General features: G+C 72.1%; 27 protein-coding genes. 5 read left to right on the top strand and 22 right to left on the bottom strand.

What is annotated here, in order from left to right; genetic code table 11:
• Positions 1-13 precede the first annotated feature (13 nt).
• Positions 14-1633, bottom strand: a complete 1620-nt coding sequence (locus AB0937_RS31770; RefSeq protein ID WP_366716558.1) for an ATP-binding cassette domain-containing protein — start codon at positions 1631-1633, stop codon at positions 14-16.
• A 185-nt stretch (positions 1634-1818) separates the two neighbouring features.
• Between AB0937_RS31770 and AB0937_RS31765 the strand changes: the two genes are divergently transcribed.
• Positions 1819-2640 (top strand): methyltransferase domain-containing protein, encoded by an 822-nt coding sequence (locus AB0937_RS31765; protein WP_366716556.1) that lies wholly within the window; start codon positions 1819-1821, stop codon positions 2638-2640.
• 42 nt (positions 2641-2682) lie between these two features.
• Positions 2683-2853, top strand: a complete 171-nt coding sequence (locus AB0937_RS31760; protein WP_031136400.1) for a hypothetical protein — start codon at positions 2683-2685, stop codon at positions 2851-2853.
• 53 nt (positions 2854-2906) lie between these two features.
• Here the strand turns inward: AB0937_RS31760 and AB0937_RS31755 are convergent, their stop codons facing one another.
• The 13 genes from AB0937_RS31755 to AB0937_RS31695 all read right to left on the bottom strand — a co-directional run bounded on the left by AB0937_RS31755 (position 2907) and on the right by AB0937_RS31695 (position 12904).
• On the bottom strand, positions 2907-3170 hold the full coding sequence (locus AB0937_RS31755; protein WP_031108664.1) for a gas vesicle protein K: 264 nt from the start codon (positions 3168-3170) through the stop codon (positions 2907-2909).
• A gap of 35 nt (positions 3171-3205) precedes the next feature.
• On the bottom strand, positions 3206-3394 hold the full coding sequence (locus AB0937_RS31750; RefSeq protein WP_003994122.1) for a gas vesicle protein: 189 nt from the start codon (positions 3392-3394) through the stop codon (positions 3206-3208).
• Positions 3395-3410: 16 nt separating this feature from the next.
• Entirely contained in the window at positions 3411-4166 is a 756-nt protein-coding gene (locus AB0937_RS31745; RefSeq protein WP_366716553.1) for a GvpL/GvpF family gas vesicle protein, read from the bottom strand.
• On the bottom strand, positions 4163-4501 hold the full coding sequence (locus AB0937_RS31740; protein ID WP_366716551.1) for a gas vesicle protein: 339 nt from the start codon (positions 4499-4501) through the stop codon (positions 4163-4165). The genes AB0937_RS31745 and AB0937_RS31740 overlap by 4 nt, the downstream gene beginning before the upstream one ends.
• Positions 4498-5628: an SRPBCC family protein gene (locus AB0937_RS31735; protein ID WP_366716550.1), complete on the bottom strand. Its 1131-nt coding sequence runs from the start codon at positions 5626-5628 to the stop codon at positions 4498-4500. The genes AB0937_RS31740 and AB0937_RS31735 overlap by 4 nt, the downstream gene beginning before the upstream one ends.
• Positions 5625-6338 carry a DNA primase gene (locus AB0937_RS31730; protein ID WP_366716548.1) on the bottom strand — a complete coding sequence of 238 codons (714 nt, stop codon included), beginning with the start codon at positions 6336-6338 and terminating at the stop codon, positions 5625-5627. The genes AB0937_RS31735 and AB0937_RS31730 overlap by 4 nt, the downstream gene beginning before the upstream one ends.
• On the bottom strand, positions 6335-6598 hold the full coding sequence (locus AB0937_RS31725; protein ID WP_366716547.1) for a gas vesicle protein GvpG: 264 nt from the start codon (positions 6596-6598) through the stop codon (positions 6335-6337). The genes AB0937_RS31730 and AB0937_RS31725 overlap by 4 nt, the downstream gene beginning before the upstream one ends.
• A gap of 4 nt (positions 6599-6602) precedes the next feature.
• Positions 6603-7376: a GvpL/GvpF family gas vesicle protein gene (locus tag AB0937_RS31720; protein ID WP_366716546.1), complete on the bottom strand. Its 774-nt coding sequence runs from the start codon at positions 7374-7376 to the stop codon at positions 6603-6605.
• Positions 7373-7807, bottom strand: coding sequence for a gas vesicle structural protein GvpA (locus tag AB0937_RS31715; RefSeq protein WP_366716544.1), 435 nt, complete (start codon positions 7805-7807; stop codon positions 7373-7375). Before AB0937_RS31715 ends, AB0937_RS31720 begins: the two co-directional genes overlap by 4 nt.
• Positions 7808-7852: 45 nt before the next feature.
• Complete coding sequence (locus tag AB0937_RS31710; RefSeq protein ID WP_366716542.1) at positions 7853-8221, bottom strand: gas vesicle protein; 369 nt, start codon at positions 8219-8221, stop codon at positions 7853-7855.
• Between the two features lie 92 nt (positions 8222-8313).
• Complete coding sequence (gene ligD / locus AB0937_RS31705; protein WP_366716540.1) at positions 8314-9243, bottom strand: non-homologous end-joining DNA ligase; 930 nt, start codon at positions 9241-9243, stop codon at positions 8314-8316.
• Positions 9240-11087: a transketolase gene (locus AB0937_RS31700; RefSeq protein ID WP_366716539.1), complete on the bottom strand. Its 1848-nt coding sequence runs from the start codon at positions 11085-11087 to the stop codon at positions 9240-9242. Before AB0937_RS31700 ends, ligD begins: the two co-directional genes overlap by 4 nt.
• The gene (locus tag AB0937_RS31695) at positions 11084-12904 is read right to left on the bottom strand and encodes an FAD-dependent oxidoreductase (protein WP_366716537.1); all 1821 of its coding nucleotides are present in this window, start codon (positions 12902-12904) and stop codon (positions 11084-11086) included. Before AB0937_RS31695 ends, AB0937_RS31700 begins: the two co-directional genes overlap by 4 nt.
• Positions 12905-13074: 170 nt before the next feature.
• Here AB0937_RS31695 and AB0937_RS31690 point away from each other — a divergent pair, with 170 nt between their 5' ends.
• Together AB0937_RS31690 and AB0937_RS31685 are read left to right on the top strand one after the other, a co-directional pair.
• Positions 13075-14037, top strand: a complete 963-nt coding sequence (locus AB0937_RS31690; protein WP_366716535.1) for a TIGR03557 family F420-dependent LLM class oxidoreductase — start codon at positions 13075-13077, stop codon at positions 14035-14037.
• 183 nt (positions 14038-14220) lie between these two features.
• Complete coding sequence (locus tag AB0937_RS31685) at positions 14221-14568, top strand: hypothetical protein (protein WP_366716598.1); 348 nt, start codon at positions 14221-14223, stop codon at positions 14566-14568.
• Here AB0937_RS31685 and AB0937_RS31680 read toward each other — a convergent pair.
• Both AB0937_RS31680 and AB0937_RS31675 read right to left on the bottom strand, forming a co-directional pair.
• The gene (locus AB0937_RS31680) at positions 14555-15619 is read right to left on the bottom strand and encodes an SDR family oxidoreductase (protein ID WP_366716533.1); all 1065 of its coding nucleotides are present in this window, start codon (positions 15617-15619) and stop codon (positions 14555-14557) included. The genes AB0937_RS31685 and AB0937_RS31680 overlap by 14 nt on opposite strands.
• Positions 15620-15625: 6 nt before the next feature.
• Complete coding sequence (locus tag AB0937_RS31675; RefSeq protein WP_366716532.1) at positions 15626-16102, bottom strand: phage holin family protein; 477 nt, start codon at positions 16100-16102, stop codon at positions 15626-15628.
• Positions 16103-16233: 131 nt separating this feature from the next.
• Here AB0937_RS31675 and AB0937_RS31670 point away from each other — a divergent pair, with 131 nt between their 5' ends.
• Complete coding sequence (locus AB0937_RS31670; protein ID WP_366716530.1) at positions 16234-16581, top strand: VOC family protein; 348 nt, start codon at positions 16234-16236, stop codon at positions 16579-16581.
• A gap of 13 nt (positions 16582-16594) precedes the next feature.
• On the opposite strand, the gene AB0937_RS31665 is transcribed toward AB0937_RS31670, so the two are convergent.
• From AB0937_RS31665 to AB0937_RS31640, 6 genes are all read right to left on the bottom strand, one after another.
• Positions 16595-17155, bottom strand: a complete 561-nt coding sequence (locus AB0937_RS31665; RefSeq protein WP_366716529.1) for a GNAT family N-acetyltransferase — start codon at positions 17153-17155, stop codon at positions 16595-16597.
• 97 nt (positions 17156-17252) lie between these two features.
• Entirely contained in the window at positions 17253-18185 is a 933-nt protein-coding gene (locus AB0937_RS31660) for an LD-carboxypeptidase (protein WP_366716527.1), read from the bottom strand.
• The gene (locus AB0937_RS31655) at positions 18182-20146 is read right to left on the bottom strand and encodes a prolyl oligopeptidase family serine peptidase (RefSeq protein ID WP_366716525.1); all 1965 of its coding nucleotides are present in this window, start codon (positions 20144-20146) and stop codon (positions 18182-18184) included. The genes AB0937_RS31660 and AB0937_RS31655 overlap by 4 nt, the downstream gene beginning before the upstream one ends.
• 4 nt (positions 20147-20150) lie before the next feature.
• On the bottom strand, positions 20151-21464 hold the full coding sequence (locus tag AB0937_RS31650; RefSeq protein ID WP_366716523.1) for a M20/M25/M40 family metallo-hydrolase: 1314 nt from the start codon (positions 21462-21464) through the stop codon (positions 20151-20153).
• A complete protein-coding gene (locus AB0937_RS31645; protein WP_366716522.1) occupies positions 21457-22290 on the bottom strand; it encodes a M55 family metallopeptidase in 834 nt (277 codons plus the stop codon). Before AB0937_RS31645 ends, AB0937_RS31650 begins: the two co-directional genes overlap by 8 nt.
• Positions 22291-22364: 74 nt before the next feature.
• Positions 22365-23462, bottom strand: coding sequence for a GDSL-type esterase/lipase family protein (locus AB0937_RS31640; protein ID WP_366716520.1), 1098 nt, complete (start codon positions 23460-23462; stop codon positions 22365-22367).
• Positions 23463-23503: the final 41 nt, after the last annotated feature.

Below are 23503 nucleotides of genomic sequence, written 5' to 3'. Positions count from 1 at the left end.
CCGGGAGCGGGCCCTAGCGGGCCCGTTCCACCCTGCGTTCGTCCCAGACCGGGTCCGGGGTCTCCCGGACCCGGCCGTCGCTGCCGAAGACGAGGAAGCGGTCGAAGGAGCGGGCGAACCAGCGGTCGTGGGTGACCGCGAGGACCGTGCCGTCGAAGGCCTCCAGGCCCTCCTGCAGGGCCTCGGCGGACTCCAGGTCCAGGTTGTCGGTCGGCTCGTCCAGCAGCAACGCGGTCACGCCCTGGAGCTCCAGCAGGAGGATCTGGAAGCGGGCCTGCTGGCCGCCGGAGAGGCGCTCGAACGTCTGTTCCGCCTGCTGGGTGAGCTCGTAGCGGCGCAGGCGGGACATCGCGGCGCCGCGGTCCTGTGCGTGTTCCTTCCACAGGATGTCGAGGAGGGTGCGGCCCTCCAGTTCCGGGTGGGCGTGTGTCTGCGCGAAGTGGCCGGGCACGACCCGCGCGCCCAGTTTCCACTCCCCCGTGTGCGCCACGTCGTCGCCGGCGAGCAGGCGCAGGAAGTGCGACTTGCCGGAGCCGTTGGAGCCGAGGACGGCGACGCGTTCGCCGTAGAAGACCTCCAGGTCGAAGGGGGTCATCAGGCCGGTGAGCTCCAGGTTCGCGCAGGTGACGGCCCGGACGCCGGTGCGGCCGCCCTTGATGCGCATCGTGATGTCCTGCTCGCGCGGCGGCTCCGGGGGCGGCCCGGCCTCCTCGAACTTGCGCAGCCGGGTCTGCGCGGCCGCGTAGCGGGAGGCCATCTCATGGCTGACGGCGGCGGCCTGACGCAGGGTCAGCACGAGCTTCTTCAGCTGCGCGTGTTTCTCGTCCCAGCGCCTGCGCAGTTCCTCGAAGCGGGCGAAGCGCTCACGCCGGGCCTCGTGGAAGGTGGCGAAGCCGCCGCCGTGCACCCAGGCGTCGGCGCCGGCGGGTCCGGGCTCCAGGGAGACGATCTTCTCGGCGGCACGGGCGAGGAGTTCGCGGTCGTGGGAGACGAACAGGACCGTCTTGCGGGTCTCCTTCAGCCGCTCCTCCAGCCACCGCTTGCCGGGGACGTCGAGATAGTTGTCGGGCTCGTCGAGGAGCAGCACCTCGTCCGTGCCCCGCAGCAGCGCCTCCAGGACGAGCCGCTTCTGCTCACCGCCGGAGAGGGTGCGGACCTCCCGGAACTGCGCCTTGCCGTACGGCACCCCGAGCGCGGCCGTGGTGCACATGTCCCACAGCGTCTCCGCCTCGTAGCCACGGGCCTCGGCCCAGTCGGCGAGGGCTTGCGCGTACTGAAGCTGGGCGGCCTCGTCGTCGACGGTCATGATGGCGTGCTCGGCCTTGTCGACGGCCTGCGCGGCCTCGCGGATGCGGGGCGCGGCGACGGACACGAGCAGGTCCCGCACGGTCGTCTCGTCGCGTACGGACCCCACGAACTGCCGCATGACCCCGAGCCCGCCCCCGACGACGACGGACCCGCCGTGCGGCTTGAGCTCGCCGGCGAGCATCCGGAGCAGGGTGGTCTTCCCGGCGCCGTTGGGCCCCACCAGGGCCACGACGGCCCCCTCCCCCACCCGGAACGAGACATCACCCAGCAGCGCCCTTCCGTCGGGCAGGTAGTACTCCAGGTGTGCGGCTTCGAGGTGTCCCATGGGCGCGATTCTGTGGGCGCCAGGGGGCTCGGGGCAAACGGGTTTCGGCACCGGGGCGCGTGCTGGGCACGCTCACCCTTGACTGACACACTGCCAGTCCACATCTCGGGATATCGGTCTCAGTATGTGGTGAACAGGCATACGGTGATTCCCTGCCGACCCGACCGGAAGGGGTGGGATCCGCCATGCCGGAACCCCGCGAGACCGCCGTCTACACCCACGGGCACCACGAGTCCGTGCTCCGCTCGCACACCTGGCGGACCGCCGCCAACTCGGCCGCGTACCTGGTGCCTTCGCTCAAGCCCCACATGAAGATCCTCGACATCGGCTGCGGGCCGGGCACCATCACCGCCGACCTGGCGGCACTCGTGCCCGACGGGCACGTGACCGGCGTCGACCGCGTGCCGGAGATCCTGGAGCAGGCGCGCGCCACGGCCGCCGGGCGGGGACTGGCCAACGTCGGCTTCGCGGTCGCCGACGTCCACGCCCTGGACTACCCGGACGACACCTTCTGCGTCGTCCACGCCCACCAGGTGCTCCAGCACGTGGGCGATCCGGTGCAGGCACTGCGCGAGATGAAGCGGGTCGTCAGGCCCGGCGGAATCGTCGCCGTACGTGACGCGGACTACGCGGCCATGACCTGGTATCCGGAGTCCCGGGGGCTGGACTCCTGGCTGGACCTCTACCGTCGGGTCGCCCGGGCCAACGGCGGCGAGCCGGACGCCGGACGCCGGCTGAAGGCCTGGGCTCAGCAGGCCGGCTTCACGGACATCACGGCGACCTCCGGGACCTGGACCTTCGCCACACCCGAGGAGCGGGCCTGGTGGAACGGGCTGTGGGCGGACCGCACGCTGGCGTCGGCGTACGCGGACCGGGCCCGGCTGGGCGGGCACGCCGGCGACCGGGAACTGCGGACGGTGGCCGACGCCTGGCGGGAGTGGGGCACGCGGGAGGACGGGTGGTTCAGCGTGCTGCACGGAGAGGTTCTCTGCCGTAAGGAAGCCTGAAACACCGTTTCGGGGACATCCGGAAAGCAGGAGGTTCGAATTATGGTTCCCATCCTGCTGGTGCTGCTTCTGGCCCTGGTTCTGTTCGGCGCCGGATTTGCAGTGAAGATTCTCTGGTGGATCGCGCTCGCGGTTCTCGTCCTGTGGCTGCTGGGATTCTTCGTCCGTGGTACGTCCGCAGCCGGCGGCAGGGGCCGTTGGTACAGGTGGTGAAGGAACACGTGTCTCCCCGGGCCCCGACGAAGGCCCGGGGAGACACGTGAGCGTCAGTCCCGCGGAAGCAGCGGTCCCAGCGGCCCGAGGTCCAGGTTGAGGTCCTCGGGCCGCAGTCCGTAGCGCTCGCGCAGTTCCGTCATCCGCTCGTCGAGCAGCATGAGCGTGAGTCCGATCCGCTCCTCCTGCTCCTCGCTCAGGTCGCCCACGTCGAACCGGCGCAGCGCTTGGCGCTCCATGAGCTGGCGCAGCAACTCCACCACCGTCAGCACGAGTTTGACCAGGTCGCGCTCGACCGTGTCGGGCTCCAGATCCATGTGGTTGGAGCGCGGCCGGGGGTTCTCCGGGGCGGTCACAGCAACTCCTCGAACGGTGAGGGCACCTGGGCGTTCACCGAGCTGATGAGCGCGTTGAGGTCGATACGGACCAGGTCGACGTCGGCGATGCGCAGGGTGATGTCCCCGGTGATCACCACTCCGCCGGCGAGCAGCCGGTCGAGCAGGTCCACGAGGGCGACCTCACGGCGTTCCACTACGGTCACGGACTCTCCCCCTCGTTCATGTGGCCTCCCCCGCGAAGGAATAGGCCGCCCAGGGGCCGGTGAGTTCCACGCGCATTCCGGGCAAGTCGCCCTTGGTGCGGTCCACCAGTTCCACGAATTCCTCGGAATGCGCACGCGGCACGAGGTAAGCGGCGTTCAGGACGTTCCGCCCGGTCGCCTTGGAAAGCGCGGGATTCTGCGGGGGATGCAGCCGGGAATCCTCCGCAAATGCGGACAGCTCCTCGTGCAGCCGGGTGGAGAAAGCCTCGGCCTTCTGCCACATTTCTTCGTGCGACCTGGTCTGCATACGCCGTTGCCGCAGGTAGTCCCGGCCCGACGCAGGCTTCTGCGCCGGCCGGGGGGTCTCCTGCGGTTCGGACTCGGCATACACCTTGACGCCCCACTCGACGCGGCCCTCCAGCCGCTCGAGGGTCTGCCGGAAGCTCTCCTCGCGGGCCTCCATCATCGTCCGTACGCCGCTGTCGTCGTGGAAGACGGTGCCGAGCCGCAGCGGCAGCGGGGTCGTGACGGTGGTGAGCGCGTCGATGACGCCCTGGTGGGCCCGGGCGGTCTCGGTGAGCCAGTCCAGGTCCTCCAGATGGGCGTGGAGCGGTTCCTCCGCGAAGTCCCGCTCCGGTACGTGGCTCACCACGGCCACCAGGCCGTGGTGGGTCAGCGTTCTGGGCGGGTCACCCGCCACCCCCGTCAGCTGGGACTGGAGCGGTGAACCGAAGGGGCGGCAGACGGCGTAGACGTACCGCAGTCCGGTCACGGTGCCTCCTTCTTCTCCGCCCGGCCGGACTCCAGTTCCTCCAACCGGGCCAGCCTCTCGCGCAACTCGGTGTTCTCACGGGTCAGTTCGTCACGACGGGCCCGCGAGCTCAGGGCCGGGTCGGTCTCCCACCAGTCGATGCCCATCTCCTTCGCCTTGTCGACCGAGGCGACGATCAACCGCAGTTTGATGGTGAGGAGTTCGATGTCGAGCAGATTGATCCGGATGTCGCCCGCGATCACGATGCCCTTGTCCAGTACCCGTTCAAGGATGTCGGCGAGGTTGGCGCCGCTCCCCTGTCCGTAGGGTTCGGGCATCCTGCTGGGCGTCGTCATCGCCGGCTCCCCGCCTCGACTTCCTCATCCTCGTCCTCGTCCTCGTCCTCGGGCTCGTCCTCGTACTCAGCCTCGGGCTCCTCCTCGTCCTCGGGCTCCTCTTCCCCGGCCTCCTCGTCGTACTCGGCCTCGGAGTCGTCCTCGTACTCGCCCTCGGGCTCCTCTTCGCCCTCCTCGTCCGTCTCCTCCTCGTCGTACTCGTCCTCGGGCTCCTCGCCCTCGGCGCTCTCCTCCTCGGACTCCGACTCCTCCTCGGCGACGGCGTCCTCGTGGCTGCGGACGACCTCGCCGTCACGGATCTCCCCGCGCCAGCCGTCCTCCGCCTCGCCCTTGATCGTGATGAAGCGGACGAAGTTCTTCAGGTCGAGCCGGGCGCGGCGGCCCTGGGCGCGCCAGATGTTGCCGGTCTTCTCGAAGAAGCCGGCGGGGTAGTACTCGATGACCAGCAGCACGCGGGTCAGGTTCTCGTCGAGCCGGTGGAAGGAGACGACGCCCTTCGTGGTGCCCTTGGCGCCCTCGGAGGTCCAGGCGATGCGGTCGTCGGGGACCTGCTCGGTCGTGGTCGCCTTCCAGCTGCGGTTGGACCACCAGACCTTCAACTGCCAGTCGGAGGTGGTGTCGTCGGACTTGCTCGCGGACTTGACGCCCTTCGCGAACGTGCTGAAGTCCTGGTACTGGGTCCACTGGTCGTATGCCGTGCGCAGCGGTACGCCGACATCGATGTGCTCGATGATGACGGTGGGCTTGTTGCCGGACCGTCCCTTGCCCTTGCCTTTGCCCTTGCCGACCAGGCCCTTGAAGGCGCCCGTGACCTTGTCCTTGAGGTGCGAGCCGCCCAGCTCCAGTGCGGAGCGCAGCGGTCCCTTGCCCTCGGCCAGCTTGCGCCCGCCGTCGAGGGCGAGTTTGGCGAAGCCGGGGCTGTTGCCCTCGGCGATGTCGTTCAGCTTGCCGGTGGTATCGCCGAGCTTGCGGCCCACGCCGGTCAGCACGCGTGTGGCCTGAGCGGCGAGGTACTCCTGCAGTTCGGCCTTCAGCCGGTCGGCGGCCTCGCTGTGAGCCAGGTCTGTGAGCGGGTTCTTCGTCGCTCCGTTGGCGGCGGACTTCGCCGAGCCGAGAGTGTCACTCATCCCTCACCGCCTCCCTTCGGCAGCCGGGACCGGGCGCTGCCGCCCCGCCCCCCGGAGCTCGCCTTCTTGGCGGGCGTGGTCTTCTTCGCCGCCGCCTTGCGGCCCGCCGTCTTCTTCGCCGGAGCCTTCTTCGCGGGGGCCTTCTTGCCAGGGGCCTTCTTCGCCGCCTTCTTGGCCGGAGCCTTCTTGGCGGGGGCCTTCTTGGCGGGAGCCTTCTTCGCCTCGGGCTCCTCTTCCTCTTCCTCTTCCTCTTCCTCTTCCTCGTCGGAGGCCTCGGCTTCCTCGTCCTCCTCGGGCTCCTCGGGCTCCTCGTCCTCGTGCTCGGCTTCGGAGTCCTCGGGCTCCTCGTCCTCGTACTCGGCGTCCTCGGCGTCCTCGTCCTGGCCGGGCACCACGCCCGTCAGCTGATCGCGCACCTTGGCGGTGCGGCCGTGCAGCCGGTCGGCGAGGGCGTCGATCTGCCGCTCGACCATGGCACCGGAAGCGGCCTTGCCGACACCGCGCAGATCCTGCCGCAGCTGGTCGCCGATCTCCTTGAACTGCGGGTTGTTCCGCAGCTGCTGCTGGACCAGATCCGCGACCATGCGCGGGCTCAGGTTCAGCTTCTTCCCGGCGACCAGACCGCCGACGGCCATCGCCATCTTCAGTTTCTTGGTCCGTCCCAGGAGATATCCGGCCCCTATGGCGAGACCCAGTCCCGTTCGGTTCATTGTGTTGTCCCGTTGCCTGTTCCCGCGCTGCCGCGCGAAGCGATCTCCAACCGGTCGAGGAGTTCGTCCTCAAGACGGTCGAACTCGTCCTCCGTGATCTCTCCGGCCTCCATCTGCTCTTCAAGGCGGGCCAGTTCAGCCCGGATCGTGGCGGGGTCGTAGTAGATCCGCTCGGCCTCCTGCACCACCTGTTTGATGGCCCAGGCGCTGCCGCGTACCGGTGCGAACGGCAGCAGCAGCACCTCAGAGATCAGGCCCACGTCGTCACCCCGCTCCGGTGTCCGTTCCGCTCGCCACGGTGCCCGCGGGCTCGGCCGGGCCGGGCTCGACGAAGCTGTACGGCGGCAGCGGACCGTTGACCCGCACCTCGAGGTGCGGCATGTCCTTGCGGAGCTGCTCGACCGCGGCCAGGAAGGACTCGACCTCGTCCCGTTCCACCAGGTACGACACGTTGGCCAGCCAGCCCGTGGACTCGGGGCCCACGCTCACGTCGTCGGCGGCCGACTCCAGGGCGCGCTGCACCGCGGCACCGTCGCCGGCCTCCTTGGCCTTGACGGCGGCCGCGACCATCTCGCCGAGCCGGATCTTGTCGTCGTAACTGCCGCCGCCAGCCTGCCGGTTCGCCTCCGCGAGCCCGCGAATGTCGGGGCTCTCGGCCATCACCTGGTGCAGAACGGCCTCTTCGACGTGGTTGGCCTTGATGTTGTACTCGACCCGGTTGTCCAGGGCCTGGAGCCGCTCCTTGTAGTGCTCGGCGCGCTCGGCGAGCACTCCGGTGACGGAGTTGTCGTCCGGGGCGACGCTGCCGAACCGCATGGGCAGCACGCAGCCGGCCGCACCCGCCTCGCTGAGCACGTTCTGGTGGGCGAGCAGTTCCTTGCGCTTGGGCCGCAGCCCGTCGGGCGCATCACTGACGACGGCCGCCAGGTCACCCACCCGCAGGATGCGTACCGGGCGGGGCGGGTCGCCGACGCCGCTCATCCCCTCGGGGAGGCCGGGGTGCGAACTCGCCGCGATGCCGTAGACGTAGGTGCTCACTCCTGCTCCTCCTTACGGCGGGACGACGTGCTCTTGCGGGCTCGCGGACGTGACTCGGTCTCACGCTCGGAGCTTTCGCTCCGCGCCTGCTTGAAGGCGTCGGAGATGGTCTCGGCGGCGCCGGAGAGCGCCCCCTTGGACTTGCCGCGAGCACCGGACTCGGTCATCTCCCCGACGAGGTCGGGCAGGCCCGGATCCTTGCGCGGCCCGGCCTCCAGGTCGAGCCGGTTGCACGCCTCGGCGAAGCGCAGATAGGTGTCGACGCTGGCGACGACGACGCGGACGTCGATCTTGAGGATCTCGATGCCGACCAGGGAGACACGCACGAATGCGTCGATGACGAGCCCCCTGTCCAGGACGAGCTCAAGCACGTCGTAGAGACCGCTGCTGCCGCCTCCGCCGCCGGACTGCTGTGCCGGTACGACTGTCATGCGGGGTTTTCCTCCTCGTGTGTGGGTGCGGGTCCTGTCAGGGGCCTAGCGGCCGCCTCTGCGCCCGTCGGACCGACCGCGTTCATAGCGGCGGACGCGCCGGTAACCCGTGAGCTGCCCCTCTACGTCGAGCTCCACCTGGTAGCTCGCCATCAGGCTCATCGTGTCGGGTACGCGCTCGAGTTCGAGGACCTCGACCTCCAGCGCCCAGCCCTCCTCCGTCTGCTCAAAGGACGACACGGACTCGGCTTCCATCCCGGTGAGTTCCGCGAGCTGACCGCGCGCCTCGCGCAGCACCTCCATCGGGCTCGGCCGGCTTTTGGCCGTCTGCTTGTCGTTCGTCTTGCTCGAGTTCCGGGAGTTCTGGGACTCCTGTGAATCCTGTGACTCTTGCGTGTTTTTTGTGTTCGACATGGCCACCTCCCCCTCCGTGTGGCCGCAAGCGTGTTCGCCAAACCTCTACGGCTGCATGCATCTGACACTCACCGGAAGATCGCCGGGGGTTCTCAGCCGCGCAGGGCGTTCAGCCGCCGCCGGGCCGGTCCCAGCGCCCGGCCGCGGCCCGGCACGCCCGACCAGGGGTTGGTCCGGGCCTGCTCGACGGCGTCGGCGACGGTCCACCGGCGGGCGTGCAGCTCCGGATCGTCCAGCTGGTCCCAGGTGATGGGGGTGGCCACCGGGGCGCCGGGGCGGGGCCGGACCGTATAGGGCGCGACGGCCGTCTGGGCGTAGGCGTTGCGCTGGATGTCGAGGTAGAGCCGCTCGCCACGCTCCTTCTTGCGCGCCGCCGTGGTGAGCCGGTCGGGGTGCGCCCGGGCGAGGGTGTCGGCGACGTCCCGGGCGAACGCCCGCACGTCGTCGAAGTCGTGCCGTCCGTTCAGCGGCACGATCACGTGCAGCCCACGCGAGCCGGTGGTCATCAGCGCCGAGGGCAGTTCCAGCTCGTCGAGCAGCTCCCCGAGCAGCCGTGCGGCCGCGCGCACGGCCTCGAAGTCGTCCCCCGACGGGTCGAGGTCGAAGACCAGCCGGTCGGGGTGGTCCACCGTGGCGGCGCGCGACAGCCAGCGGTGCAGGGTGATGCTCGCCTGGTCGGCCAGGTACAGCAGGGTGGCCGTGTCGTCACAGACGGCGTGACGGACCGTGCCGCCCTCCTTCGCCACCTCGACCCGGGGGATCCACTCCGGGTAGTGCTCCGGGGTGTTCTTCTGCATGAACGTCGGGCCGTCGATGCCGTCCGGGTGCCGCTCCAGCATCAGCGGGCGGCCGCGCAGGTGCGGCAGCATGTAGGGCGCGACGGCCCGGTGGTAGTCCACCAGGTCGCCCTTGGTGTACTCCTTGGCGTCGCCGCCGCCCGGGAACAGCACCTTCTCCGGCCGGTGCACCTCCACCGTGCGGCGGCCCGCCCGCACCCTGCGCGTGCCGTCGCCGCCGCTCACCGCACGACCGCCTCCTCGACCAGCAGCCGTCCGGCCGCCGCGATGGACTCCGCGTCGATGCCCGAGGCGCGCAGTTGCTCCTGAGGGGACGCCGAACCCGGCATGGTCCGCACACCGAGCCGCACCAGGCGCGGCACGGGCCGCCCGTCGGTGAAGGCGTCGAGGACCGCGTCCCCGATGCCACCCTCGGGGTGGTGGTCCTCCACGGTCACCAGGCAGCCGGTCTCCTCGGCGGCCCGGCGCAGGGTGGCCCGGTCGACGGGCTTCACGGAGTACAGGTCGATGACCCGCACGGCGATGTCCTCCTGCTGCAGGGCGTCGGCGGCCGCCAGCGCCTCGTGCACGGTGACGCCCGCCGCGACGAGGGTCAGCCGGTCCTGACCGGAGGAGCGCAGCACCTTGCTGCCGCCGACCGGGAAGTCCTCGTCGGGGCCGTAGATCACGGGGCTCTCGCCGCGCGAGGTGCGCAGGTAGCGGACGCCCTCCAGGCCGGCCATCGCGCCGACCAGCCGGGCGGTCTGGTTGGCGTCGCACGGGTACAGCACGGTCGAGCCGTGCACCGCCCGCATCATCGCCAGGTCCTCCAGGCCCATCTGGCTGGGGCCGTCCTGGCCGATGGCGACGCCCGCGTGGGAGCCGACGAGGTTGATGCCGGCCCCGCTGACGGACGCCATCCTGACGAAGTCGTAGGCCCGGGTCAGGAACGCCGCGAACGTGGCGGCGTACGGCACCCAGCCGCGGGAGGCGAGGCCGACGGCCGAGGCCACCAGCTGCTGCTCGGCGATGTAGCACTCGAAGTAGCGGTCGGGGTGTTCCTTGGCGAAGAACTCGGCGCGGGTGGAGTCGCCGACCTCGCCGTCCAGGGCGACGATGTCGCCGCGGCCGGTGCCGAGAGCGGCGAGCGCCTCACCGAAGGCGTTGCGGGTGGCGACCTCCTCGCCCTTGTCCCACCTCGGGAGTTCGAAGTCGCCGGTGTGCACGGAGTGCAGCATGCGGGCGGCCGGCGGCTCCTGCACCCGGACGCGGATGTCGCGCGGGCCGCCGAGTTCGGTGATCGCGGCCTCGGCCTCCGGGAGGGGCTTGCCGTGCAGGCCCTCCCTGTCCTGGACGCCCTCGACGCCCTTGCCCTTGAGGGTGCGGGCGAGGATCGCGGTGGGCTGGCCCTTGGTGGAGGCGGCCTCGGCGTAGGCGCGGTCGACGGCGTCCACGTCGTGGCCGTCGACCTCGATGGTGTGCCAGTCGAAGGCCTGGAAGCGCCGGGCGTAGGCGTCCAGGTCGTGCCCGTGCCGGGTGGGACCGCGCTGGCCGAGCCGGTTGACGTCGACGATCACGGTGAGGTTGTCCAGGTGCTCGTACCCGGCGTGCTCGGCGGCCTCCCACACGGAACCCTCGGCCAGTTCGCTGTCACCGCACAGCACCCAGGTGCGGTAGCCGGTGCGGTCGAGCCGCTTGCCGGCCAGCGCGATGCCGACCCCGACGGGCAGTCCCTGCCCGAGCGAACCGGTGGCCGTCTCGACCCAGGGCAGACGCTGCGGGGTGGGGTGCCCTTCGAGGCGGCTGCCCAGCTTGCGGAAGGTGAGCAGCTCGTCGTCGTCGATGGCGCCGGCCGCCTTGTACGCGGAGTACAGCAGCGGGGAGGCGTGGCCCTTGGAGAGGACGAAGCGGTCGTTGCCGGGGTGGGCGGGGCGGTCGAAGTCGTAGCGGAGGTGGTGCGCGAGCAGGACGGCCATCAGGTCGGCCGCGGACATCGAGGACGTCGGGTGCCCGGAGCCCGCGGCGGCCGCGGCGCGGACACTGTCCACCCGCAGCTGCTGTCCGAGGTCGGTGAGTTCACCGGTGTTCATGAGTCTCCTTTCGTGGAGTCGTCCCGGTCGTCCGGGACTTCGGTTCGCTTGACGGGGCCGGGCGCGGGGTGGGGTTCCGGGGGCTGGTGTCCGGAGCCGGGAGGGTGCCCGGGGCCGGGCTGGTTCTTCGCGGGCTCACCACCCGGCTGGTTCCTGGCCGGCTCACCGCCTGGCTGGTTCTTCGCGGGCTCGTCGGCGGTTCGCCCGGCGCCCGCAGCCGGGCGGCCCTTCGCCGTCTCGGACTCGGTGAGCGGCCGCGCGTGCCCGGAGCCGGGGCGGTCCGCCTTCGGACGGCCCTTCGCCGTCTCGGACTCCGAGCGCAGTTGTGCGTGCCATCGCGCGGCCCCGGATCCGGGCCGCACCTGCGTCGCCCCGGATCCGGGCTGCCCCTTCGCGGGCTCATCGGGGGGCCGGTACCGGCCCGGTCCGTCGCCGGCGCCCCCGTCGTCCGTGTCGGCCGCGAGCGCCGCTCCCGGCCCGGACCGGGCGCTCGCTCCCTGCCGCTGCGGCCCGCCGGCCACCCGGGCCACCTCGGGCGACGACGTGTCCAGCGGCACCGACCAGGACCGTACGAGCCCCAACTGCACGGCCTGGCGCGGCAGTACGGCGTCCAGCAGCCAGTCGGCCGCGACCCGGACGCGGTTTCCGGGCATCGCGGCGAGGTGGTAGCCCCGCGTCACCGCCCCCGCCGGTACGCCGGACAGGGGCACGCCGAGCGGATTGGCGGCGGCCTTCGCCCCGCCCAGGTCGACGACGAAGCCGAGGTCGCGGTGGCGGTAGGGCTTGCGCGCACCACCGAGGCCGAGCGACGCGGCGACGTTCTCCGCCGCGATCTTGCCGTGCCGCCAGGCGTGCTGCGCGGTCATCGGCGTGCAGCTCCCCGGGTTCTCCAGATCGGGTACCGCGGCCACGTCACCGCACGCGAACAACTCCGGCCGCCCGGGCACCTTCAGATGCGGGTCGACGAGCAGCCGCCCCTTCTCCATGGGCAGCCCGAGGGACTCGACCAGCGGGTCGGGACGTACGCCCACGCACCACACCAGCGTCCGGGTCTCGACGAACGCGCCGTCGGTCAGCACGACCCCCTCGTGCGTGGCCTCCTGCACGGAGGTGCCCATCCGCACGTCCACGCCCCGCTGCCGCAGGACCCGGTCGGCGGTGGCGGAGAGCCTCTCGTCCATCTCGGGCAGCACCCGCGGAGCCACGTCCAGCAGCATCCAGCGCGGTCGCATGCCCTGCCGCAGCGGGTGCTTGCGCACCTGCGCGTCGGTGAACATCTGCCCGTGCGCGGCGACCTCGGTACCGGTGTACCCCGCCCCGACCACGACGAAGGTGCATCGCGCGGCGCACGTCTTTGGGTCGTCGGAGGAGGCCGCGAGCTCCACCTGCCGGGTGACGTGGTCGCGCAGGTACAGCGCCTCGGGCAGCCCCCGGAAGCCGTGCGCGTGCTCGGCGACACCGGGGATGGGCAACAGCTTGTTGACACTGCCCGCGGCGAGCACCAGCCGGTCGTACGCGAGGGTGCCGCCCTCCCCCTCGGGGCTGGTGTAGTGCAGTGTGCGGCCGTCGAGGTCGATGCGCTCGGCCTCGCCCAGCACCAGCCGTACGTCCGGCAGCGTGTCCGACAGGGAGACCGTGACCCGGCGCGGTTCCAGCACGCCGGCGGCGACCTGGGGCAGCAGGGGCAGGTACAGGAAGTAGTCGGTCGGGTTGAGCAGGGTGATGTGGGCCCGGCCCCGGGTGAGCCGGGACAGGGTGCGGGCCGTGCGGTAACCGGCGAATCCGGCACCGACGACCAGGATGCGGGGTCGACTCACGGTCGCTCGCCTCCGGCGCTGTCGCGTAGCTCGGGAGCCTTCCGCGTCCCCCCGGCCAGGGCACCCAAACGTCGGCGTGGCCCGCCCACACGGACGGCGCCGGTTTCCGGCCCCCGCCACGGGTACCCGGTGCTGGATACGGACCGCCGACGTCGCGGAGGCACTCTCCCATGCCCGAGTACGGATATTTCCTCTCGTGCGAGCAGTACGGGCCCGCCGAGCTGATCGAGCAGGCGCGGATGGCCGAACAGGCCGGGTTCCAGGCGCTGTGGATCTCCGACCACTACCACCCGTGGAACGACGAGCAGGGCCAGAGCCCGTTCGTGTGGTCGGTGATCGGTGCGCTGTCCGAGGCGGTGTCCCTGCCGATCCAGACGGCGGTGACCTGCCCGACCGTGCGCATGCATCCGGCGGTGGTGGCGCACGCCGCGGCGACCAGCGCGGTGATGACGAACAACCGCTTCCGGCTGGGTGTCGGCTCCGGTGAGGCGCTCAACGAGCACATCCTGGGCGACCACTGGCCCCCGGCGCACGTCCGGCTGGACATGCTGGAGGAGGCCATCCAGGTGATGCGGCGGCTGTTCAGCGGCGAGGAGGTCAATCATCACGGGCCGCACTACACGGTCGAGAACGCCCGTCTGTACACCGTCCCGGACGAGCCGATCCCGATCGACATCTCCGGCTTCGGGCCCGCCGCGACCCAGCTCGCGTCCCGCGTCGGCGACGGCTACATCTCGGTCATGCCGGACGAGGCGATGGTGGAGCAGTACCGCAAGGGCGGAGGCGGCGGAAAGCTGGTCAGCGGCGGCACGAAGGTCTGCTACGGCATGGACAAGGAGGAGGCCGTCCGGACCGTCCACCGGCTCTGGGCGAACGAGCAGCTACCCGGCGAACTGGGTCAGGTGCTGCCCTCCCCCAGGCACTTCGAGCAGGCGCAGCAGCTGGTCACCGAGGACATGGTGCGGGAAAACCGGGTGTGCGGCGACGACGTGGACGAGCACGTGGCGGAACTGAAGCAGTTCGCCGACGCCGGCTACGACCGGATCTACGTGAACCAGATCGGCCCGGACCTGCGCGGCTTCTTCGACTTCTACCGCACCAAGGTGCTGCCGCAGCTCCAGCAGGCCGTCTGACCCGCGCTCCCGGGACATGCGGGGGCGGGCGCTCGTAACCGTCGAAGCAGGGCTCGGACGCGCGCGACCGGGAATGCCGGGGGCGGCCGTGCACGGGAAATCCGGCGGCGGACGTGTACCGGGTCGCCTACCGTCGTCGGCATGTCTGTACGTCTTCGTATGCGTGATGCCCTGCCCGAAGCGATGCGGGCCCGGGACAAGGCCGCGGTGAGTGCTCTGCGCGGCACGCTGGCCGCGCTGGACAACGCCGAGGCGGTGCCCGTGGACGGCAGTGTGCCCCGGGCCGCCGCCCTGGAGGCCTCACCGGTGGGCGCCGGCGCCACCGAGGCGGTCCGGCGCGAGCTCAGCGAGGGAGAGATGGTGGACGTCGTGCGCGCCGAGGCCGCCGAACGGCTGGCGGCGGCAGCGCAGTTGACCGCCCCCGCCCACGCCGGCCGTGCCGCTCGGCTGCGGGCGGAGGCGGCCGTACTGCTGCGGTTCCTCGACGGCTCAGGGAACGAGAACGGCCCGGAAGAGCTCAGGGGCCCGTGAGGACGCCCGGGCGGGCGGACACGGCCTGGCGCCCCGCCCGGCCGGTCAGCTTGCGTACGGTCAGGGCGGCGGCCGCCGTGGTGAGGGCAGCGCCCAGCCACCCCCGGTTGCGGGACAACCACTGCTGTGGGCTGTCGTCCGTGGACTCGGCGTCGAAGCGCCCGTGCGCGCCGAAATCCCGCCCATGCGGACCGTCCGCCGGGGACCACAGGTTCGCGGGCCCCTCGGCCGGCCCGTCCTCCTGCTGCGCGTCGACGTTGGTGCGGGCCAGGTAGCGGTCGAGCAGCCCGGGGACCACCGCGTTGGCGAGGAGCGTGGCGGCGGTGGAGCCACCCACCCAGTACTCCCGGCGCCGGGCGTGCGACGAGGCGTGCACGACGGCCCGGGCGGCGACCTCCGGCTGGTACACGGGCGCCACGGGCCGGGCACGCCCCGGCATCCGGTTCAGCACCCAGTCGAACTGCGGGGTGTTGAGGCCCGGCAGCTGCACCATCGTGGTCCGCACCCCGCTGCGCGCGTGCAGCAGCTCGCAGCGCAGCGACTCGTTGAACCCCTGGATCGCGTGCTTGGCCCCGCAGTACGCCGACTGCAGCGGGATGCCCCGATAGGCCAGCGCCGAGCCGACCTGCACGATCGTGCCCCGGTCGCGAGGCAGCATGTGCCGCAGGGCGGCCCGGGTGCCGAACACGTAGCCCAGGTAGGTCACTTCGGTCACCCGCCGGAACTCGTCCGGGGCGATGTCCGTGAAGGGCGCGAAGGCTCCGGTGAAGGCGTTGTTGACCCAGACGTCGATGTGGCCGTAGGTGTCGACGACCTGCTGGGCGGCGTCCTCGACGGCTTTGGCGTCGGAGACGTCGACGGGGACGACGAGGGCCTCTCCTCCGGCACGTTCCACGTCGTCCGCGGCGGCGGCGAGTCCCTCACGCCCGCGGGCGAGCAGGGCGACCCGGTCGCCGCGTGCGGCGAAGGCACGGACCGCGGCCCGGCCGACACCGCCGCTGGCCCCGGTCACGACCACCACGCGGCCGCGCTTGGTTCCTGCCGTGCGCACCGGGCATCACACCCCGCGGCGGGGTACGTCCGGGGCCTCCGCGGGCCGCGGGGGCACGGGGCCCGGCGCGGCCGTCCCGCCGGGCGGGGCCGGCGGAACCGGCGGATACGGCGCGCCGCCGGCCGCCCCGGCCGCGGTCTGCCGGGCGCCGTCCCCGTTCGCCATGCCGGCCGCGTGCTCCGGGCCCGGCCGGTGCGGGCGGGCCATGCCGCGCAGCACGTAGGCCAGGGCGCCCAGGATCACGGCGGTGATCAGCGCGGCGGCCCAGTCGGGCAGGCCGAGGGCGAGGGCCAGCCCGACGGCGAGGGCGAGGGCCGCGCCCGCGTACAGGGCGAGCGCGCCGGACGCGGCGTACACGGCGGCCTTGCGGCGTTGCTTGCGCGTCTGCTCGCGCAGCTCGTCCCGTACGGTCTCGCGCGCCACCTGTGCCAGCTCGTCGACGAGGTGCTTGTCCAGATGCTCCAGGTGATCCAACGGCTTCATGCCCGGCCGGGTACCCTCGGCCCCCCGCGCGTAACTAGTGCCGCGGCAGGCAACGTTCGCCCGTCAAGGAACGGCGTGCCGGGCGTCGCGACGGGGCGAACGCCGTCTGCCGCGGCACTAGGCTCGGCGGCATGGAGATTCTGGGTGCCACACTGCGCGTCTGCGTCGAGGACCTCGAGACCGCGATCCCCTTCTACGAGCGACTGGCGGGCGGCAGAGCCCAGCGCTTCGAGCGGGGAGGTGTCCAGGTGGCGGCGATCGGCTGCTTCCTGCTGATGAGCGGTCCCCCGGCCGAACTGGAGGTGCTGCGCAAGGTCGCCGCCACGATCGCGGTGACGGACGTCGAGGAGACGCACAAGGTGCTGACCGGGCTCGGCGCCCACATCGTCGCGGGCCCGATCGCCTCACCGGCGGGCCGCAATCTGATCGCCCTGCATCCGGACGGGTCGGTCTACGAGTACGTGGACCGCCAGGCGTAGGCGGCGACGGGGCTCAGTGGCGCCCCGCTCCGGTGATCATCTCGGTGGTGATCGCCCAGCGTTCGTGGTCGCGCCAGGCCCCGTCGACGAAGAGCATCTTCGGCGAGAAGCCCTCCAGACGGAACCCGCAGCTTCGGGCCAGGGCGATCGACGCGGCGTTCCCCGGCTGGACGTTGATCTCCAGCCGGTGCAGCCGCATCGGGCCGAAGGCGTACCGCACGACGAGGTCCAGTCCTTCGCGCATCAGCCCCCGGCCGGCGGCGTGCGCGAAGGCGCCGTAGCCCAGCGCCCCGGACTGGAAGCCGCCTTCGACGATGTTGTTGATGTTGATGAACCCGCCGATGGCCCCGTCGTCCTTCTCGCAGACCAGGAAACCGGCCTTGGCGGGGTCCTCGATCAGGCGGCCCGCGTAGGCGGTGTACGCCTGTGCCGTGGTGGGCGGGAAGAGCCACGGGTGGTGCAGGTCCTTGCTCTCCCGGGCGCGGGCGGTGAACTCGGCGCCGTCCTCGTGGGTGAAGTGGCGGATGCCCACCCGGGGGCCCTCGGCGAGGTGGCGGGATGCGTGATGCGGCACCCCGCCACAGTAACCGCGCCGACTGTGCGCCCCCAGTCGTCAGAAGCCGTCGATCACCATGACGAGGTTCCTTGGCGGTCCTTCGATCATCGTGGCGTCAGCCGAGGGCCGGCTCTTCCAGCGTCAGCGTGCCCGCCGAGGCGTCCAGAACGGCCCGCACTCCGAGGGGCATGGTCAGAGCGCCCGCACCGTGTCCAAAACCGAATTCCTCCACGACCGGGACACCCAGGCCGCCGAGCCGGTCGGCCCAGACCGCGCGCACCGCCTCGTACGGGCCGCACCCCTCCCAGGACCCGAGGACGATCCCGGCGACCCCGTCGAGCCAGCCGGAGCGCAGCAGTTGGGTCAGACAGCGGTCCAGGCGGTACGGGCTCTCGCCGACATCCTCGATCAGCAGCAGTCCGCCCCGCGCCCCGGGGTGGGCGTGCGGGGTGGCGAGGTCGCTCGCGAGCAGGCTCAGACAGCCGCCGAGCGTGACGCCCCGGGCACGGCCCGGGACCAGTGCGGTGCCGCCCGGGGACGGGGCCGTGAGGGTCCGCACGGACTCGGGCTCGAAGAGGGTGGCCCGCAGGTGCTCCTGGGCCCTGGCGTGCTTGAGGAAGTCGACGCCCGCGGCCGCGGGCCCGTACAGGGTGACCAGGCCCAGGCGGGTGGCGAACGCCTGGTGCAGGACGGTGACGTCGCTGAACCCGGCGAACACCTTCGGGCCCGCCGCCCGCATCGCCTCCCAGTCGAGCAGGTCGACCATGCGCTGGGCGCCGTACCCGCCCCGGGCGCACAGCACGGCCGCGACGGACGGATCGCACCAGGCACGCTGGAGGTCGGCGGCCCGCTGGGCGTCCGTGCCCGCCAGGTAGGGCAACTCCGCGTCCCGGGCGAGCACATGGGGCGCCGCCATGGGTTCGAGGTCCCAGCCGCGCAGGATGTCCAGCCCGGCCTGGAGCCGCTCCTCGGGCACGGGCCCGCTCGGCGCGACGACGGCGACGCGGGCGCCGGGGGCGAGCCGGGGCGGGCGGACGAGGTGTTTCACTTGGTGAGCTCCAGGGTGGGGGCGCCTGGCGGTTCCAGGCGGAACACCTGGGCGTACAGGGAGAGTTCGGCCTCCAGGGCGCGCACCATGGTCTCCGCCCTGCGGAAGCCGTGGCCCTCCCCCTCGAAGGCGAGGTACGCGTGCGGCACCCGCCTGCCGTCCAGCCGGGCCAGGAACCGCTCGCACTGGACGGGCGGGCAGATCACGTCCTCCAGGCCCTGGAGCAGCAGGAACGGCACGGTGAGGCGGTCGGCGTGGGCGGCGGGCGAGCGCTCCGCGTACCGGGCGGGCACCTCGGCGAGCGGCCCGATCAGGCTCTCCAGGTACCGCGACTCGAAGTCGTGGGTCTCCCCCGTGCCCCAGCCGGCCAGGTCCAGGATGGGGTACTTGATGGTGCCGCAGGCGTAGACGTCGGTGGTGGTGAGCGAGGCCGCAGCGGTCCAGCCGCCCGCGCTGCCGCCCCGGACGGCGAGCCGGGCCCGGTCGGCGGTGCCCTCGTCGGCGAGGGCCAGGGCCACGGCGGCGCAGTCCTCGACGTCCACCACGCCCCACTGCTCGCGCAGCCGCTCGCGGTAGGAGCGGCCGTACCCCGTGGAGCCGCCGTAGTTCACTTCGGCGACGCCGATGCCGCGCGAGGTGAAGTAGGCGATCTCCAGGTCGAGCACGAGCGGCGCGCGTCCGGTGGGCCCGCCGTGCGCCCAGACCACGTAGGGCGGCAGTTCGTCGCCGGGCGCGACGCAGCCGGGGTGGTGCGGCGGGTAGATGTGGGCGTGGATGCCGCGCCCGTCGGGCCCGGTGAAGGTGCGGATCTGCGGCTCGGGGTAGTAGGCCGGATCGACGGCGTCGTCGTGCTCGGCACCGACGACCCGGGCCCGGCCGGTGCGGGCGTCCAGCTCGACGACCTCGTAGGCGCTGCGCGGGCTGGCCCCTACGGCGACGACCCGTTCGCCGTGGGCGGCGAGGGTGGGGGCGAACTCGGTCCAGGGGCCGGCCGCGTCGACGACCTCACCGGTCTCGGGGTCCAGTACGCCGAGGGCGGTGGCGCCCCTGCCGTGCACCACGGCGATCAGACCGCTCTCCAGCGGGGTGAACCATCTCGATCCCAGCTTCCACAGCGCCCCGCCGAACTCCTCCTCGCGCGGGCACAGCGGCCTCCCGTCGAGGTAGAGGTTCCACCAGCCGGTGCGGTCGCTCGCGTGCAACAGGCGTCCGTCGCGGGTCCAGTCGGCCTGGGGGATCGACTCGCCGGGGCCGCCGGCCACGGTCCTGGCGCCGCTCAGGGTGCCCTCGGGGGTGACGTCGGCAACGAGCAGTTCGGTGCCGTCCCAGGGCATCCGCGGATGGTCCCAGGCGAGCCAGGCGGCCCGGCGCCCGTCGGGCGAGAGCTTCGGCCCGGTCACGAACCGGTGCCGGCCGTCGGTGAGTTCGCGTACCGCGCCCCGGTCCTCGGCGGCGGATCCGTCCAGCGGGACGGCGGCCAGGACGCGGCGCACGTCGGTGGGCCCGTCCCCGGTGAACTCCTCCAGCACGCACCACACCTCACCCCGCTCGGGCAGCGGCAACGGCTCGGCCCAGCGCAGGCCCTCGCCCACCGGTGACTCGGGGGTGAGGGGGCGGGGTTCACCGCCGGGCTCGCAGCGGTACAGCCGCTGGTCGGCGAAGTTCACGAACACCACCAGCGGTCCGGTGTCGCCGACGAGAGCGGCCCACGGGTGCCCGCCGTACTCGATGACCCGGCTGCGCACGTTCCACGGCGCGGGCAGCAGCGGCTCCTCCCGGCCGTCGGCGTGCCGCCGTACCAGGGTGCGCCGGCCGCCCTCGGCGGGGCGCGGCTCGGTCCACCACACCTCGTCGCCGACGAAGCCCACGTACTCCGGGTGCCCGTCGTGCGCGGCGGTCAGGGCCGCGTCGATGGGCGAGGGCCACGCCCCGTAGGCCAGCGTCCGCACCGTCTCCCCCACTCTCCTAGGCCGTCCGCAGGAACCGGTCGAGTACGCGGACACCGAAGTGCAGCGCCTCGACCGGTACCCGCTCGTCGACCCCGTGGAACATGGCCGCGTAGTCGTAGCCGTCCGGCAGCTTCAGCGGGGTGAAGCCGTAGCCGGTGATGCCGAGGCGGGAGAACTGCTTGGCGTCGGTGCCGCCGGACATGCAGAACGGCACGACGTGTCCCTCGGGCGCGAACTCCTCTACGGCGGCCCGCATTCCCGCGAACGTCGCCGAGTCCACCGGCGATTCCAGGGCCGCCGTGCGGTGGTGGAACTCCCAGTCCACGTGCGGCCCGGTGAGCCGGTCGAGGGTGGTGCGGAACTCCTCCTCGCCGCCGGGCATGTACCGGCCGTCCACGTGCGCCACGGCCTCGCCGGGAATGACGTTGACCTTGTAACCGGCGTCCAGCATGGTCGGGTTGGCGCTGTTGCGCAGGGTCGGCTCGACGAGGGCGGCGGCCGGTCCGAGCTTCTCCAGCAGCGCGTCCACGTCGGTGAGGTCGGTCTCGATGCCGTACAGCGCGGCGAGTTCGGTGAGGGCGGCGCGTACGGTCGGGGTGAGCCTGAGCGGCCACTCGTGCGCGCCGATCCGGGCGATCGCACCCGCGAGACGTGTCACGGCGTTGTCCCGGTTGACCTTGGAGCCGTGCCCGGCGCGTCCGCGGGCGGTGAGCTTCAGCCAGGCCGTGCCGCGTTCCCCGGCCGCGATCGGGTAGATCTGCCGTCCGTCGCCGCCGTGGAAGGTGAAGGCGCCCGACTCGCTGATGCCTTCCGTGCAGTTCTCGAACAGGCCGGGGTGCCGGTCTGCGAGGAATCCGGAGCCGTCCTCGGCGCTGTCCTCCTCGTCCGCGGTGAACGCGACCACGATGTCCCGTCGGGGCCGCACGCCCTGCCTGGCCCAGCCGCGCACGACGGCCAGGATCATCGCGTCCATGTTCTTCATGTCGACGGCGCCGCGCCCCCAGACGACCCCGTCGCGGATCTCCCCGGAGAACGGGTGCACGCTCCAGTCGGCGGCAGCGGCGGGCACGACGTCCAGATGGCCGTGGAGCAGCAGGGCACCGGCCGAGGGGTCGCTGCCCTCGATGCGGGCGACGACGTTGGTGCGACCCTCGGTGCGCTCCAGCAGGGTCGGTTCGATCCCCGCGTCGGCGAGCCGTGCGGCGGCGTACTCGGCGGCGGGCCGTTCGCGGCAGTCGCCCCCGCCCCGGTTGGTGGTGTCGATCCGGATGAGGCCGGACGTGTACGTCACGACCTCGTCCAGCGCCTGCTCGTCCACCTGCTCAGCCATACTGCTCCTCCACCGCGGCCGAGACGATCGTGGTGACCGCCTTGAAGGCGCGGATGCCCTCATACATGGTCTCGCTCGTGTACGCCACCTTGCGCTCCCCGATCCGGTCCACACCCGGGACGACGGTGGCGGCCATCGCCAGGTGCTCGGCGTCGAACTCCACGGCCACGGTGAACGGGCCGCCCCGGACGGGTTCGTGACGCACCGCCAGCGCGGCGGCCTCCTTGGCGGCGGCCCGGATGTCCGCCGCCGTCCTCGCGGGCGTCCGGCACACCGCCGCGTAGCGCGACACGTGGTCCTTGACGGCGACCTTCAGCGCCTCGGGCGCGTATCCGAGCGCGTCCTCGCAGGCGATGTCGTCCCCGGTGACCAGCACGACCGGCACGCCGTACTCGGCGACGACATGGGCGTTCAGCAGCCCCTCGCTCGCCCGTACGTCGTTCAGCCACACGCCCGTGATGGAGTTGGCGAGGTAGGTGTGCGCGAGGACGCCCTCCATGCCGGCGCCCGCGTGGTAGCCGACGAACGCGATGCCGTCGACGTCGCCGTGCTGCACGCCCTCCACCATGGACAGGGTCTTGTGCCGGCCGGTGAGCAGCTGCGCCCGGTCGTCGAGCTGCTCCAGCAGGAGGTTGCGCATCGACCAGTGCGCCTCGTTGATGATCACCTCGTCGGCACCGCCGTCGTGGAATCCCAGCACGGCGGCGTTGACGTCGGAGGTGAACAGGGAACGGCAGCGCTCCCACTGCGAGGCGCCCGGCACGACGTCGTCGGGCCAGGTGACGCCGGTGGCGCCCTCCATGTCGGCGCTGATGAGGATTCTCATGACGAGCCGTCCCGGGCGGAGATGTTCATGGCTCGTCACGTTACGCGCTGCGGGCGTAACGGGCTACGAACCTCTCACCAACGGATCGGCAGGTCGGCGAGGAACGCGGTGAGGCGGTCGGCCAGGAGGCGGTGGTCACGGGCCGAGTAGTGCCAGTGGCAGCCGGTGAAGTCCAGGCCTGAGGTGTCGAGGGCCCAGAGGCGGACGCGGCGGTCGCCCGCGCCGGTGCGTTCGCGGACGACCTGTTCGACATGGCCGGCGAAGGGGCCGGTGCCGACGGCGAGGATGGTGGTGGCGGTCCCGTAGCGCTGCCGAAGTTTCGTGAGGAAGCCGCTGTAGGCGCTGCGGTAGGCGGCGGCGAGGCTCTCACCGGTCCACGGCTCGCCCGGGTTGACCGGGGTCGAGAAGTCGTTCGTGCCGAGGTGCACCACCACGAGCTGCGGCCGCCAGGTGCCCGGGTTCTTCCATACGTCTCCCGGCACGTTCAGCAGCGCGCGGTCGTAGAAGCTGCGGTAGTTCACCTCCGGTGAGCTTCCGTTGTAGTTGCGCACCATGCCCTGGCCCGAGTACGCGTTGATCTGGTAGTCGGCGCGCAGCCCGCGGGCGGTGAGGGCGCCGTAGCTCACGTCGGCGTCGGTGGTGCGTTTGAGCTGCTCGCCGTCGCATTCGCGGGAGGCCGAGAGGTTGCCGTAGCCGGCCGTGAGGGAGTCGCCGATGAACTCGATCTGGCGGCTGCGCGCGGCCGGCCGGGCCAGCACGGCGCCGCCCGGTGTGGCGACGAATCCGCCGAAGGAGCTGGTGCTCCACGGGGTGTCGTTGCGCTTGACGAGCCGGACGGTGTGCGCGGCGTCGCGCAGACCCCTGATCCAGTGCGTGGTCCTGCCCGGGGTCACGAGGGTCGCGACGGTGGCCCCGTCGACCTGGACGTCGTAGTCGGCGGCCGGGTCGTCGAGCACGACGCCCACGCCGGTGCCCCGGATCCGGCCCTCGAAGTAGACGCCGGGCCAGCTGTACCGGAGCACGTCGCCGCCGTCCTCGACCCGGCCGGCGGTGTGGACGCTGTCCCGTACCGGGCGGGGAGCCGGAGCCGGTGCGGCGGCGGTCGTGACGACGGAGGTGGCGACCAGCAGCGCCGACACCGCTGACACGGCCGGCATCCGTGACCAGGGCATCGGCATGACTGTCCTCCGTGGGGACGAGGCAGGTGCACGGA

The organism is Streptomyces sp. NPDC047880, from assembly GCF_040706515.1.
In the GTDB taxonomy this organism is placed as follows: Bacteria; Actinomycetota; Actinomycetes; order Streptomycetales; family Streptomycetaceae; genus Streptomyces.
Note: the sequence above shows the minus strand (reverse complement) of the source record. Positions and strands in the feature narration are given on the sequence as shown.

Excerpts from the sequence above, each read along its gene's own strand:
- AB0937_RS31770 (WP_366716558.1), bottom strand. The coding sequence starts at position 1,633 with ATGGGACACCTCGAAGCCGCACACCTGGAGTACTACCTGCCCGACGGA.
- AB0937_RS31765 (WP_366716556.1), top strand. The coding sequence starts at position 1,819 with ATGCCGGAACCCCGCGAGACCGCCGTCTACACCCACGGGCACCACGAG.
- AB0937_RS31760 (WP_031136400.1), top strand. The coding sequence starts at position 2,683 with ATGGTTCCCATCCTGCTGGTGCTGCTTCTGGCCCTGGTTCTGTTCGGC.
- AB0937_RS31755 (WP_031108664.1), bottom strand. The coding sequence starts at position 3,170 with ATGGATCTGGAGCCCGACACGGTCGAGCGCGACCTGGTCAAACTCGTG.
- AB0937_RS31740 (WP_366716551.1), bottom strand. The coding sequence starts at position 4,501 with ATGACGACGCCCAGCAGGATGCCCGAACCCTACGGACAGGGGAGCGGC.
- AB0937_RS31735 (WP_366716550.1), bottom strand. The coding sequence starts at position 5,628 with ATGAGTGACACTCTCGGCTCGGCGAAGTCCGCCGCCAACGGAGCGACG.
- AB0937_RS31730 (WP_366716548.1), bottom strand. The coding sequence starts at position 6,338 with ATGAACCGAACGGGACTGGGTCTCGCCATAGGGGCCGGATATCTCCTG.
- AB0937_RS31715 (WP_366716544.1), bottom strand. The coding sequence starts at position 7,807 with ATGACAGTCGTACCGGCACAGCAGTCCGGCGGCGGAGGCGGCAGCAGC.
- AB0937_RS31710 (WP_366716542.1), bottom strand. The coding sequence starts at position 8,221 with ATGTCGAACACAAAAAACACGCAAGAGTCACAGGATTCACAGGAGTCC.
- AB0937_RS31700 (WP_366716539.1), bottom strand. The coding sequence starts at position 11,087 with ATGAACACCGGTGAACTCACCGACCTCGGACAGCAGCTGCGGGTGGAC.
- AB0937_RS31690 (WP_366716535.1), top strand. The coding sequence starts at position 13,075 with ATGCCCGAGTACGGATATTTCCTCTCGTGCGAGCAGTACGGGCCCGCC.
- AB0937_RS31685 (WP_366716598.1), top strand. The coding sequence starts at position 14,221 with ATGCGGGCCCGGGACAAGGCCGCGGTGAGTGCTCTGCGCGGCACGCTG.
- AB0937_RS31675 (WP_366716532.1), bottom strand. The coding sequence starts at position 16,102 with ATGAAGCCGTTGGATCACCTGGAGCATCTGGACAAGCACCTCGTCGAC.
- AB0937_RS31670 (WP_366716530.1), top strand. The coding sequence starts at position 16,234 with ATGGAGATTCTGGGTGCCACACTGCGCGTCTGCGTCGAGGACCTCGAG.
- AB0937_RS31650 (WP_366716523.1), bottom strand. The coding sequence starts at position 21,464 with ATGGCTGAGCAGGTGGACGAGCAGGCGCTGGACGAGGTCGTGACGTAC.
- AB0937_RS31645 (WP_366716522.1), bottom strand. The coding sequence starts at position 22,290 with ATGAGAATCCTCATCAGCGCCGACATGGAGGGCGCCACCGGCGTCACC.
- AB0937_RS31640 (WP_366716520.1), bottom strand. The coding sequence starts at position 23,462 with ATGCCCTGGTCACGGATGCCGGCCGTGTCAGCGGTGTCGGCGCTGCTG.